This is a genomic window from Aquimarina sp. TRL1, from assembly GCF_013365535.1.
Taxonomy (GTDB): Bacteria; Bacteroidota; Bacteroidia; order Flavobacteriales; family Flavobacteriaceae; genus Aquimarina; species Aquimarina hainanensis.
The window spans coordinates 3,361,861-3,376,078 of sequence record NZ_CP053590.1; the positions used below are offsets into that span (position 1 = coordinate 3,361,861).

Annotated in this window: 9 protein-coding genes; 3 read left to right on the plus strand and 6 right to left on the minus strand. The window is 34.8% G+C overall.

The window, feature by feature from the left end; translation table 11 throughout:
* The first annotated feature begins 16 nt into the window (after positions 1 to 16).
* On the plus strand, positions 17 to 1,114 hold the full coding sequence (locus HN014_RS13610; protein ID WP_176029402.1) for an alkaline phosphatase family protein: 1,098 nt from the start codon (positions 17 to 19) through the stop codon (positions 1,112 to 1,114).
* A 97-nt stretch (positions 1,115 to 1,211) separates the two neighbouring features.
* Here HN014_RS13610 and HN014_RS13615 read toward each other — a convergent pair whose 3' ends face one another.
* The 3 genes from HN014_RS13615 to HN014_RS13625 form a co-directional block, all read right to left on the minus strand.
* A complete protein-coding gene (locus HN014_RS13615; RefSeq protein ID WP_176029403.1) occupies positions 1,212 to 3,851 on the minus strand; it encodes a CHAT domain-containing protein in 2,640 nt (879 codons plus the stop codon).
* Entirely contained in the window at positions 3,832 to 5,868 is a 2,037-nt protein-coding gene (locus tag HN014_RS13620; RefSeq protein ID WP_176029404.1) for a PKD domain-containing protein, read from the minus strand. The genes HN014_RS13615 and HN014_RS13620 overlap by 20 nt, the downstream gene beginning before the upstream one ends.
* Positions 5,869 to 6,008: 140 nt before the next feature.
* Positions 6,009 to 7,046 (minus strand): hypothetical protein, encoded by a 1,038-nt coding sequence (locus tag HN014_RS13625; protein WP_176029405.1) that lies wholly within the window; start codon positions 7,044 to 7,046, stop codon positions 6,009 to 6,011.
* 184 nt (positions 7,047 to 7,230) lie between these two features.
* On the opposite strand from HN014_RS13625, the gene HN014_RS13630 reads away from it, so the two are divergent.
* Together HN014_RS13630 and HN014_RS13635 are read left to right on the plus strand one after the other, a co-directional pair.
* Positions 7,231 to 7,818 (plus strand): RNA polymerase sigma factor, encoded by a 588-nt coding sequence (locus tag HN014_RS13630; RefSeq protein WP_176029406.1) that lies wholly within the window; start codon positions 7,231 to 7,233, stop codon positions 7,816 to 7,818.
* Positions 7,815 to 8,558: a hypothetical protein gene (locus HN014_RS13635; RefSeq protein ID WP_176029407.1), complete on the plus strand. Its 744-nt coding sequence runs from the start codon at positions 7,815 to 7,817 to the stop codon at positions 8,556 to 8,558. The genes HN014_RS13630 and HN014_RS13635 overlap by 4 nt, the downstream gene beginning before the upstream one ends.
* Positions 8,559 to 8,600: 42 nt before the next feature.
* Here the strand turns inward: HN014_RS13635 and HN014_RS13640 are convergent, their stop codons facing one another.
* The 3 genes from HN014_RS13640 to HN014_RS13650 form a co-directional block, all read right to left on the minus strand.
* Positions 8,601 to 9,989, minus strand: coding sequence for a RagB/SusD family nutrient uptake outer membrane protein (locus HN014_RS13640; protein WP_176029408.1), 1,389 nt, complete (start codon positions 9,987 to 9,989; stop codon positions 8,601 to 8,603).
* Between the two features lie 17 nt (positions 9,990 to 10,006).
* A complete protein-coding gene (locus HN014_RS13645) occupies positions 10,007 to 13,360 on the minus strand; it encodes a SusC/RagA family TonB-linked outer membrane protein (RefSeq protein WP_176029409.1) in 3,354 nt (1,117 codons plus the stop codon).
* A gap of 361 nt (positions 13,361 to 13,721) precedes the next feature.
* Positions 13,722 to 14,168 carry a cysteine dioxygenase family protein gene (locus HN014_RS13650; protein WP_176029410.1) on the minus strand — a complete coding sequence of 149 codons (447 nt, stop codon included), beginning with the start codon at positions 14,166 to 14,168 and terminating at the stop codon, positions 13,722 to 13,724.
* Positions 14,169 to 14,218 lie beyond the last annotated feature (50 nt).

Sequence of the window (14,218 nt, forward strand, 5' to 3'; positions counted from 1 at the left end):
AGAATCAAAAATAACAATGAAATATAATTTGAAACATATACTACTGACAGGAGTTTTTCTATGTGTGGGGCTTTCGGGAAGATCACAGGAGAAAAGTGAGCTAAAGATTGTACTAATTACACTAGACGGACTAAGGTGGCAGGAATTGTATAGCGGAGCAGACCCTAAATTGATTACCAATAAAGAATATGTAAACGATACTATCGGGTTAAAAAAGGAATTTTGGCGATCTGATGAGGTAGAAAGAAGAAAAGTATTGATGCCTTTTTTCTGGAATACAATTGAAGCTATAGGACAGCTGCATGGAAACAGAAAGGAAGGAAGTAAAGTAAACCTGACTAATTCAATGTGGTTTTCATACCCCGGGTATAATGAAATTTTAACTGGGGTAGCAGATGATGCCCGTATTCATAGTAATAATAAAATAGATAATCCAAACAGAACAGTTTTAGAGTTTATCAATAATTCCAGAAAATATAAAGGCAAGGTCGCTGCATTCGGGAGCTGGGACGTATTTCCTTTTATTATTAATGAAAAACGTTCAGGAATCCCTGTAAATGCGGGGTTTGAACCAGCTACAACTAATTTGACAAGCAGAGAAAAGTTTCTCAATGAACTTCAAGAGCAAATTCCCAGTCCTTGGAGTTCTGTACGATTGGATGCATTTACACATCATTATGCCTTGGAGTATATGAAAAAGAAACATCCTCAACTTACTTATATTGCATATGGAGAGACAGATGATTTTGCTCATGATGGGGATTATGAAGCCTATCTGAAAGCCGCTCACAATACAGATGAAATGATCAAACAATTATGGGAGTATACACAGGAAGACTCTTTTTATAAAGATCAGACTATTTTTATTATTACTACAGATCATGGAAGAGGGACTACTCCAATAAACACATGGCGCAGTCATGGTAAAAACATAGTAGGTGCAGGAGATGTCTGGTTAGTAGCTTTTGGAAAAGGAGTCGCACAATTAGGAGAAGTAACAGATGAAGAACAATTATATAGTAATCAGATAGCGAGTACTATTGCTGTCTTATTACAGGAGGTATACACAATAGAAAAAGCAGGGTCTCCTATCAATGTATTAAGTAATAAGTAGTAATTACACAATGAAAAATCCCTTGTTTGTGAATCCATTCAGGGGATTTTTTAATAAAACAAATTCAGAAAAAGAGAATGTTTATAGATAAAATGTATTAACTGTTTTTAAGGGGGGCTGTATGGAAAAATGTATAATATACTATGCCGATTATTATTAGGAGTATCAATATTACGGCTCCTGCTAGAAGAGGTGTAAAACCAGAAGCTTCAATAGTAACAGGAGTACCGTAGAAGACAAAAGCTCCCCAATAATAGGGGGATTTTTGAGCATTGAGAATAACAGGATCCTGAAGATAATCAATTTTAGCGAAGTGTAATGCCTCTGTATAAACAGGCGATTGATTATACAGTTTATTATAAAACTTCTCCATAAAAAGCGATGCTGTTTTATCATGTACTTTCCATAAAGAAAAGATAATATTTTCGACACCCGCATATTGAAACCCTCTGGCAATACTGATGGGACCTTCTCCTTTGGAAATTTTTCCAATACCGGTTTCACAAGCACTTAATATGGCTATTTCTGCCTGTAATGACAAACCATATAATTGATTGACAAGTACATTTTCATCAGAAAAACGGATACTGGCAGGAACTTCTAATGTTCCGGAAGAAGCATGCGTTGATAAATGAAGAATATCGTGTTCTAAGGAGTTAGCTTTAAAATTTTTATAAGTAGCATGTTGTCGGGTGAGAAATTGTCCGGAAAAATACTGTTTAATACTATTGAGTTCTTTCTTGGAATAAGGCAAAGCACTAGCAGTGCCCTCAAAAATAGGAAACACACCTAGAACTGTTTTGTCTTTAGCTTTTTGTATGCGGGTAGCATGGACATATTTGACCGCTGAAATTTCATGATGAATATGACTCTTTTTTATAAGAAAAGGCATCTCCTGAAATTGAATGCTTTTCGTGTCTGTAGTCAATAATGCCTCAAAAGGAATAAAATTGAGAAGCCCATCCGTAATAAGAACAATCTTGTTAGTGTTAAGAGGTAGATGAAGCATGGTATAGGTGTCATGTGCGGTATGTGTATAGGAAGAAATATCATCCGTGATTGTATTAGCGTGATGAAAAAAACGAATAAAGGAGATTGCTTTTTCTTTGATCTGAGTAGCACTGCCCAGTCGGTGCATGGAAATATGATCTTGTGTAACCTGAAATTGGAATACATCCTCTTCTCCAAAAAAATACGAGATAAGTGTTGTCTCCTGATTCGCCAGATGTTCCTGCAAATCAGAAATAGATAAGGGAGTCGAATGAGGAAGGAGCTGCTTATAGGTATTGGTAAGTGTTTGAGTAATGTTTCTGTATGTACTGCTGAGCTGCTCTAAATGAAGATTCCATTGCTGTATTTGAAAAATATCAGAAGTAGGTCCTTTTAGTTTTTCTTTAATTATTTGTGTACTAAATAGTGCAATTTCTTCCTGTAATTTTTGCTTTTGAACAACTAGTGTATCGTGTTGATATGTGTTCATGAATTTTTTGGAAAATAAAGAAGCGGTTAGAAAAGGAGATTTACTTTTATCAGCCATGATAAATGCTTTTTCGAGATATGACTGTTGCGAAGTATTTTGGTATAAATGATATAGTTGTTGCAGGTATTTTTCTACCCGTTTTCGATGTTGGTAATGCTGTATCAGTTTGGTTTCCTGTAAGGGATAAAAAAGCGTTAATTTCTCTTGGAGAGCAAATGCAACTTCATAGGTTTCGTTTGCTTTTTCAATAGCACCCATGCTTTGATATATATGGGCTTGTATGTCTAAAACAGCTAATAAAATGGGATCTGCGTTGTTAATTTTTTTTGAAGGCAATCCATTTTCGATAGCTATTCCGGGGAAGAGATGTGTATAACAGTAGGATATATGGGATAGTGCTTTTTTGTATAAAGATTTAGCAACTAACAGTTCTGTATAATGTAGTTCCCATTGTATTAGTGTTCTTCCTGTAGTATTGCTTTTTTGTGCGAGAAGGTTTCTTGCGTGTTTTAGGTGTTTTTCGGCAGCGTCATAGGCCTTTTGTTCTATTGCGATAGCAGCAAGAATTGTATATGCTTGTGTTTCTTCCGGGGCGATTGATATGACTGATTGTGCATATCGGGTAGCAAGTTTCCAGTTTCCCTGATGTAGGTAGTTGGTTGCCATATTGATTTGCAGATTGATATTTTTCGAATCGAATAAGAGTCCTTTTTTTAATAATTGTATAGCTTTTTCATAGGTCCCGGAATTATTATAAGCTACAGAGAGATTCGTAATACCTGTGATCACTTTCTCTGTGTTTTTTTCCTTTTCGGATTGATAGATGTAATAGGTAATAATGCGTTCAGCTTTTTGCAAATCTCCGATTTTAATATACAGGTTTCCCAATGGCTGAAGACAGTATTCGATAATGTCATATTTAGAAACGGCATGAGAACGGTAAGTGTTCCACGCAATTTCATAATGAGTGATTGCTTTGGCTATATATCCGAATTGCTGATAATAGTATCCCAGGTTATTTTGTATCTCTAACCACATATAATAATCTTTTTCTGTAGTGATTAAAGCAGTTATTGGCTGGATGTTTTTGGATACGGTATGCAATCGTTCTATGGAAGGGGTCTGTTTGAGAAAAATAAGCTCTTTTAGTAATGTATCAGCAGGAGAAGATTGTGAGAAAATAGGAGAGAACATAAAAAAGAAACAACAACTACGTACTACTAAATATGCTGTTTGTTTAGAATTTCCAAATAGCATAGCATTGTATTTGAGGATTGTCATAATCAAAATAATGTACATAGCGTACTCCCAGGCTAGGACCAATTCGAACGGTGCCCAGGTTAGCTCCTATAAAAAAGCCAGTGTGCAGATTTGAAAAAGAATTAGAGATCTCCTGAGAAGTTCTGACATCTAATTCTGGATTTCGGATTTCTCTGAGTTCATTTTGTATTAGTTCTAATTGATAACCTTCTCCAGCAGCTGTAATCGTACTTTTACGAGAGGCATCCAGTGACAATTGGATTCCTGCTCCTACAGCAAAGAAATTAGAAAGGTTATATCTGTATGAAGCCGGAACGGCATACATACTAATGGCATTCGTAGTATTTTCTTCCTGAAAACGAACAATTTCTTCAATCCCAATTGCATTTGTCGATTGGGTGGCATAATTTCTAAGAGCATCAAAAGAAGCAGAAGAAACCATCAGTTCTGCCTGAAAATATCCTCTGTAGGATTTAAAGGGGGACAAAGTTACTCCTGCAAAATACTCTTTGTCATTGGTTCGTTCTGGATTAAAAATATATCCGGCTTTGGCTCCAATAGAAATTCCAGGGATAAAACGAGTGGTTGCATAATTGGTAATAATTGGATCATTTTTATCAAAGAAAATAGCGGTTTTGCTTTTTGTCTTTTTCTTGTGAAAATCTTTTTTGAACCGCATGGAATATTTAACAAAACCTTTGGTAGAATCAATTTCATATACATTTTTTTGCTGGCTTCCCGGTAGGTATATTTTTTTAAAAGTAAAGGTGATTTTATCTGGCTGAATCAGAGTGTCCAGACAACTATAATTGACCTCTTTCTCTTTTGGACAAATAGGGCACTCGGGATACATTCCTTTAATTTGTAAAGTTGATTTGTCGAACATATCAGGAGTATCTACCTCTAGTCGAATCGTGTTCGCCGGGCCCTCTCCATTATTCTGAAAACGTACCTTGAACTGTAATCTTTTAAACCGGGCAAAACGATAATTCATCAGCCATCCATTAGAAGACATTTTGTTAGGGTCATGAGAGGTCACGATTTCCATTTCAGTTTCTTTTACCGTATGATCATCATAATTGATATCCGGAACATAAATACTTCGCAAAGTAACCACAGCGCTCGTATCTTTGATCATTTCCGGAGTTGTTTTTAATGTTCTGAAAAAAGAACGTTCTTCTCCGGGTTTTAAATCATAAAATTCAATTACCTGATAATCTCTGTATTGTTTTTTTGACTCCTCCAGAGTAAGTGGTAGATTTTTTCTTTTGGTAGAGTCTTGTACAATACGGTTAGAAATAAAGGAAGAAGTTAGTGTTGTCGCCAGAAAGGTATTGCTGTCATTTTCAGGAAGCTGAGAAGCAATAACATCCGTTGCACGTATTTTTTCTCCATAATGGGTTCTCGTATCCTGAAGTATAAAGTTGTTATTCTTGAAACGAACATCATTATAGAATAAGTATAACTTACCGGAAGAAGTGTAGTCTAACCGGTTTTTGTAAGAAGTAATAATAACTAGTTCCTGGTCTGGTAATGGCTCTCTATTTCTTTTAATCATTAAGTCTTCTTGTTCATTAAATGGAGAGTCTATGATAGTAGCCTGATCATATGATTTCATAATGTCAATGATTTTGGGAATACTGGTCGGAGGTTTCCCATTATCATAATTATTAGTAGCCCATAATCGTGCTGTATGAGCACCTTTTTTGTTGTATTGATGAGTAGGGTTTTTGGAAAAACTGTAATGTCCATCTCCAAATTCCCAGAAATAAGTATAAAATGCTTTTGGGGCTCCTGCCATTTGATTTAATGGAGGCATTTCTCCCATGAAAGAAACATTGTTTCCTTGTATGTCGTATGAAATAGGAGCTACCCGAAGTGAATCAGAAAGAGGGGATTGAGTATACCCTAAAAGAGAAAAAAATGAAAAGAAAACAAATAGCAATAAATGAATATCCCGGAGGTTTTTATCCTTGTTTTTTGAAGATTTAATTTTAGCAAATAACCATTTCATTGTCAATAAAGATAATTAAAAAAATATTGTTTAACAGAGAGGTGATATAGAGAAAACACAGTACAAAAAAGAAGTTTTCTGATACTGTGTTTCCTAATTTACAACAGAATAAAGTAGGTTTGTCGTGGTAATGCTAATAATTATGGCAGCTCATTAATTACGGCTGTTAAATCCTCTTCTGTTCCTGTAGTCAGTGTTCCAATCGTCTCTATATGATTTTCTCCTATGGTTGCTGGCTGAACAGCATATACATATGCGTCTTCCTGCTTGGAAACAAAAATAAAATGTACTTCCATTCCAATAGGAATATGACCGTAATGTTCAGTGAACAAAGATGTTTCTTCATTATAGATATCTAATAAAGCTAATGCGGTAGGTTCATTATCAATTGTAATGTATACATTACAATTTGTATTATCATACCCTTCTGGGACAGCCACTGATACAGAAGTTTTAGGTCTGGGGTCAATAATCCATCGATCGAGGTTTGTCCATCCAAAATTATCCAGAAAACCAATATATCTGTTTACCCATGTTCCATCTTCTGCTCCATCTCCCTGTCCGGGTTCTAGCCCTTTCTCTGTATTCTCTTCCCATACGATATCACATTGAATTCCGTCACAGTCATTATCTTGTCCATCAAATATTCTCATTTCCGGATCAAATTCTTCTGTAGGAACATTTATCTGGAATGCTCCGGAAAGGAGTAACGATTCTTCCCCCTGATAAGCGTCTATATAAAACTCTCCAGCAGAAATCAATGTTTCAATATCGCCGTTTTCGCGTTTTCCGTTGGTTGGCATTTTGGTTAATACCATACTGGATCGGTCATATATTTCGATCAGACGGATCGTTACTTCTCCAGTAACAGGATCCCCATGTTGATCTGTTATAATATCAGGAGGGAAATATAAAACAGTTCCTTGTTCTCCAGTGATGCTTCCCCCGGTTTCTACAGTGAGAGAAAATTCTTGTATGGCTTTATTTCTATTTTCTGCAATAGCATTTTTTAGAGCAGTTCCATCAAAAGGTTCCTGGATATCAGGTTCTCCGATAATAATGGCAGGTGAATTATCATCACTGCTGCATCCTAAGCATAGTTGTATAATTAGTATAAGGATAGCAATATAGCTATGTTTAAAAAAAGATCCTGATTTCATTACATTCATTGTTTTCATTGTTTTCATTTTTTTGAAATCAGTAAGAAATAGTGATCTCTATATTCGAACAGTTTTTATGCAGTTCGAGATAGAAATATTCCTTACTGTATTTTTATTTCTACACTCTCAGATCAACTCCTTTTATTTTTTGTTACCCTGTTTTCCAAACTTTTTTTACTTTAGATCACTCAGCGTGTTTTATATGACAAAAAAGAAACCTCATTCGGATCAACGATATATACATGGATTATTGAATAATGATCATCGTGTAGTAGCAGAGATTTATGAAAAATTTGCTCCCAAAATACGGGGATATGTCCGTAAAAATAGTGGAGATGATGAGGCGGCAAATGATTTAATACAGGAAACCTTATTAACCATATATCACCAAGGGAAAGAAAAAGAACTCGTGTTGACATGCCCGTTTGATGCGTATTTCTTTTTATTGTGTAAGAGACGATGGCTTAATACATTGAAAAAAACAACCTCCAGAGAGGTAACAATGCCGGAGGATTTTGTATCTGTAGATGAAGAGAGCATACGATTAGCAGAGGAGACAGCTATGTATATGAATAGAAAGAAGTTGTATGATGAGATGTTCGAAAAATTAGGAGATAGCTGTAAAGAACTATTAAAACTCAGTTTTGCAATTAAGTCGATGGAAGAAGTAGCAAATAAATTAGGAAAATCTTATGGGTATGTCAGAAAACGAAAATCAATTTGTATAGGAAGACTAACAAAGATGATTCAGGAATCTCCAATGTATAAAAAGATAAAAGAAGGATTATGAATTCGGAAGAGAAATATTTACTTTTTGAACGCTATTGTGCAAATGAATTATCTTCTGTAGAATTGGAAGATTTTAAACGCTTATTAGAAAGTAATACAGCATTAGAAGAAGAGTTTGCCGTTTTTAAAGAATTTACCAGACATTTTGAAGCAGTACATCAGGAGAAAAAGGATGTAGAAGCGTTTAAGAAAATGCTGGATAACGCAGGGACTACCTATTTTGCAAAAGAAAAAGAAAAGAAAAAAGCAAAAGTGATCTCTTTTCCATTCTGGAAATATGGAGTGGCTGCGAGTATTTTGGTCATATTGGGAGTGTTTACTTTTTTTAATAAAAATCACCCCCCGGAATATAAGGACTTTGTCAGTATTCCCGAATTAACAATTACAGAACGTCAATCAGAAAATAAGCTTATCAAAGCTACAGAAATGGCTTTTAATTCAAAAGCATATGCGGATGCAGAGAAGCTGCTTGAAGGACTTTTAGAAGAAACCGAAAATACAACCTACCAGTTTTATTATGGAATTTCTCTGTTGGAACAAAATAAACATCAAGAGGCAAGTACGGTTTTTTTGTCCTTGTATGAAGGCACTTCTGTTTATAAGTATAAAGCTATATGGTTTGAAGCATTGAACCAGTTAAAACAGAAAAAATACTCGATTAGTAAATCATATTTAGAAAAAATACCTTCAACTGCGGAGGATTATAAAAAGGCTCGATCTCTGCTCGAAGCGTTAGAATGAGAAAAAGCCTCAGGAATTATTTCTGAGGCTTTTATATAGGTGTTAATATCCAGGGTTTTGTGTAATAACTCCTTGTCCTTGTATAATTTCATCCAGAGGAATAGGGAGTATGTATTGAGACGAATTTGTAATAGTGGGTTTAATAGTTGTTATGTCAATATCTTTTGCTATTTGGTACCGGATCAGATCAAACCAATCTTCTCCGTTTTCATAATAAAGTTCCATTGCTTTTTCCAGGCGAATCATTTCTAAAAATTCAGGAATTGATGTAGGAACTTTGGGATCTAAACCAACGCGCTTTCTCACTTTGTTTAATTGAGCTACCGCTATAGGTATATCAGTAATACTTCCTCCGTTTATCAGAGTTTTTCTGGCCTCTGCTTCTGCATAAATAAGAACAACTTCTGCTAATCTAAGGTGTAATAATGCGGGAGGGAACTCATATGAGAACTTCCATTTGAAACCTGTAATATCAAGAAGCTGAGGTGTAGTGGAGGTAATAGATTTTCTGATACTATCTTTTTCTATACTATGTATGCTCTCTAAGTATGCAGATCCAGGGGCAATACCTGTAGTAAACCCGCCTCCTTGACTGTTTGACCTGGAGTAATCAGTGGGTGAAGCAAATAGTACATCAGTAGCAGTATGTGCTTTTTTATAGATATCTATATAGGTTTCTCGCAAAGAAATATCAATAAACTCACTACTAATGTTTGCAGCTTGTTCATAGGAATTCATGTATAATAAAACTTTTGCTTTAAAGCCTTTTATACCTCTTTTTGATATTCTTGAAGCTTCTCTTGTTTCAGGAATATCGGTTTCTAAAGCGATATTGAGTAGCGATAGTATTTCATCGTATGTTTCTTTTACAGAACTTCTGGGTTTTAAAATAGGATGATTATTACTATCTAGTTTTGTAGGACCTAAGATGATACCATATTCAGCATTTATGTCGTAAAACTGACCATACATTCTTAGCAGGTAAAAATAGCTAAGTGCTTTTATAAAGGTAGCTTCTCCTATAATATTGTTTTTCTCTGTTTCAGACAGATCATATAAACTTGTTTTAGGAACTCTGTTGATGATCTCATCAGCATTAGCAATAGATCGATATAGCCCGGCATAAGTCTCCATAACAGTTCTGCTGTTAGGAGAGACAGCATTATTTAAAAAACTGTCTTCTCCATAGCTATGCACCGTTTTTTTTCCAGAGATTCCCATGGCAGATAAATACGAAACAATACCAATGTATTTTCGCATGGATGCATAGGATCCAATAACGGCAGCTTCTATGGTTTTTTTGTCAGTATAGGCTTGCTCTATTGGGATTTGCCCATTTGTTTCTACATCTTCAAGATGCCCATAGGGTTCGCAACTACAAATAAATAAAAAGGAAAAGATACAACAGATATATTTATATTGATGATTCATAAGTTTTGTTTTTATAATTAAATAGAGATAAGAATTCCCCAGTTAAAAGACCTGCTTAGGGGATATCCATTAAAATCCCGGGTTGTGTTGAAGGTGTTCATAAAGAGGTTGCTAGAGTTGACACCTTCAGGATCAATGCCCGGATAAGGAGAAATTGTAAATAGATTTGTAGCGCTTGTAAAGATATAAGCATTACTCAGGGATAGTTTTTTTAGGAAAGATACAGGGAGATGATAGGTAAAGGATATGTTCTTTAAACGGATAAACGAAGCATTTTCAATTATCGCAGAGGAAGCTGTATTTAACCCCCTGGGGCGATTAAATCGTAATTGAGGGTATTTTGTATCTCCTTTTCCTGAGCTCCATGAATTTTGATACATTTCTCTGGTAATATTTGTTTTGGTATCTAAGGAGCTAACAATGGTCTCAGAAGGAGCCCATTCTTTCATTGCTCCAAAACTGTATTGAAGATTTACTCCTAATTCGAAATTACCGAAACGAACTGTATTGTTCCAGCCACCAAAAAAAGAAGGAATATTATCACCGATAATCTGTAAATCTTCAAATGTTATCTGTCCATCATTATTCGTGTCTTGGAATTTTAAATCTCCAATTTGAGCTCCAGGTTGTAGTGCATGTTCATTTATTTCCTTTTGAGACTTAAAAATACCTTCTGATACGAACCCTGTTATAGCTCCCATAGATATTCCTTTATTAATTCTATAACTTAAACCAGCATATAAAGAACCATCTACATTTTCGATTGTGTTTTTTAAAGAACTAATATTAAAAGAAGAATTCCACTGAATAGCCTTAGAAGAAATTACATCCGCTGATATTGCTATTTCTAACCCTTTGTTACTAACGGTACTTTGGGAATTTTTTAGCTGATAAGGAAAGCCTGTAGAGGGAAGGATTTTTTGGTACATTATCATTCCTTCAGAGGTTTTATTAAAATAATCAGCAGTAAGTAAAATTCTATTTTGCAGCATAGAAACATCTACTCCGTAATTGATTTCATTGGTGTTTTCCCAACCAATATTCGTATTTGAGAGATTTGTGAGAGCAATTCCTGTGATATCATGAATGTTAGTAAAAATGTTACTTATTGTTGCGCTGTAAAATTGCTGGTTTATAAAATCCGGTAAATTGGCTTTTCCTGTACGTCCTATTGAGAATCGAAGTTTAATAGTATTGATCATATTATTTTTAGTAAAAAAAGCTTCATTAGTGGGAGTCCAGGCTAGCGCAACAGAAGGAAAGGATGCCCATTGTTTGTTTTTCCCAAATTTGGAATATCCGTCAATTCGATTTGTTGCAGATATGTAATATCTACTGTCATAATTATACTGTAAGCGAGCAAAATAAGAGTGTAGCCGACTTTCTGTTATATGCTCAAAAGTGCGTGTAATGTTATCTGCCAGACTGATAACATTATAAAACGCAGGAGAAGGGAAACCACTATAGGTAGCACCATTTGCTTCAATTCTTCTAAAATCAAAAGTTGTCCCAAGTAATATGTCTGCCTGATGGAGAGAGAGCTTTTTATTAAAAGAAAGAGTGTTTTCCCAGGTCTGATTAAATACACGGCTGTTATCATCAGTTCTGTAGCTATAAGAGTTTTGTCCATAGTAATTACTTAACTGACTATCGGCAATGGTAGAAGAAAAGGTTGTTTTTAGTGTGAGGTTACGGAAAACGTTATAAGAAAGATACGTATTCGTAGAAAAGTTAAGTGCTTTTTGTATGTTGATAGTCTTATCAAGATTAGTTAATGGATTGCTCCAATCATCATTATTAATTAGGAACAAGGTTCCGTCTTCATTTCTTACAGGCATATCAGGTCTGGTTTGAAATGTGATGTCTAAAGATTGTAAGTTGTTGTTATTTAGATCAGAAGTTTGATAACTAATTCCTCCACCAGTAGTCAGGTGCTTGGAAATGACTGCATCAAAATTAGTCCGAACTGAATATTTATCATATTCTTCTCCTAGGAAAATTCCTTTTTGAGACGTGTTTCCTAAAGAAAAATAATAGTTGGTTTTATTTCCTCCTCCACTTATATCCACAGTTGTGGTGTGTAGACTTGCATTTTTTCTGGATATTTCATTTTGCCAATTCGTATCTCCATTAAAGAAAAAATCGTTGTTGACCGTATTGTCTAAAGGATCTATAATTAGTGTAGCAATGGGGTCATTCGGATCAATTTTTAAAGAGGATTTTGCGGTAGTAATCATCATTTCTTTGTACTCCTTTGCAGTAAGTAATTGATGTTTGGCAATGGGTTGATTATTGGTAAAAGTATACCTGAAATTAATCATGGGTTTTTGTTTTTTCTTGCCCCTTTTAGTGGTGATTAACAGTACTCCATTTGCTGCTCTGGATCCGTATATTGAAGCAGCAGCAGCGTCTTTTAGAACTTCAATCGTAGCAATATCAGATGGAGCAATCAGTTCTAATGGATTTGTTTTTCGCAAAGCACCGAGTCCATTATTAAAAAACTCAGGAAAATTATCTTCCACTACAATAGGGATACCATCAATAATATATAGGGGTTGATTCATCCCTTTAAAAGAAGTACGTCCTCTGATATTAACAATAGCTCCTGCACCTGGACTTCCAGACATTTGTATTGCATATAGTCCGGGAATGTGTCCCCCTAATAAACGATCAATACTATTAGAGTTACTGGTAATTACCTCTTCTGCTTTGATAGAGCTAATGGCAGAGGCTATGTCTTTTGTTTTCTGTTTTCCATATCCGATTAAAGTCACTTCATCAAGTGAGGTGTTTTGCTGGTGTAAGGTGATATTAATTTGTTTGGAAATGGATACTTTTTGCTCTTGATTGTAATGCCCCAAAAAGGAATAAACCAGTACATCTCCTATTGCAGCTTTGATACGATAACTTCCTTCCTGATCGGTAGAAACCCCTTTTGTGGTCCCTTTAATAGAAATAGTCGCTCCGTGAAGAGCTATTCCTTTGTCATTCCGAACGTTCCCTGTAATGGTTATTGATGATTGTTCTTGTGGTTGGACAATGATTTTTTTATTAGCAAAATGATAGGTAAGTGATAATTTTCTGAATAACTGCTCCAGAATGGTGTGTAAAGATGCTTTTTGAGCAGAGATGGTAAATGTCTTTTTTAAATCTAATTCGGAATTCTCAAAGAAAAAGGTAAAATCTGTTTTCTTTTCAATTAAGTCAAAAAACTGATGGAGGTTCATATGACCAGAATCAATATTGATTTGTAATAACAGAGTATTAGGTGATGCTCGTGCTATGGTTGTAATTAAAAAAATAATAAGTAAGAACTTTAGTTTATGCCAAAGGGATTTTCCCCTATATAAGGACATTACTTTCTTTTTCATAGGTTTTAAAAGTTTTAGTAATTGTTAATGATTATATGTGTTAGTTACTTTGATCTGACGTAGAGGAATTTTGTTACCCCCTAAGGAAAGAGAAGGGGAAAACAAAATGTTGTGTTATTTTAATGTGAAAATTTCTTAAAGAAATGTAGAGGGGATTTTGTATAAGTTCTTGAGAGATTATAGAGGGAGTAAAGTTTAACTTCAAAACAAGTTTCAACCAGATAACTTCTATTGCAAGTAAAGTTGAGATAAAAAGGATAAAGTATCATTTATGACGCAGATAAATAACAAAAAGGGATAGTGTTTAAGTCTGTAGTTATAAGAGGAGGATAAGGAATGTTTTTTTAGAGAGACTATTATTTTACATATCTGGAGTGTACCCTCCTGGTGCGTAGAGATGTAAGGAGACGACATTTTTATCAGAGATATTGAATACCCGATGTTGTCCTACATTATCAGCTATGTATAAAACATCATTTTGGAAGTAAGTATTAGCTGTTATTTGTTGATTAGGAGTAGTAATTTCATCACTTAAATTCCCTTCCATAATTTTTACTAAACATCCTTGTTTAGGGTGTCCGTGAATTGGAGACTTTTGACCGGGTTTCCAACATAAGAGCAGTAAATCATAATAATGGGACTTTATTAAAGAAATTCTTTTATAAGATGCGTCTTCAAAAGTTACCTTATTTTGCCAATTATCCAGTGTTGTTTCTTGATACCAATGTTGCAAACTTTTTAATGATTCAAAGTTGGGGTTAGAAATAGTATTGTCCAGAAAGGCTTTGATTTCGGATAAAGATGCCATAAGCTAACTTATTTTTACTTGTTCATAATGAACTGTTGATATTGGCTAAT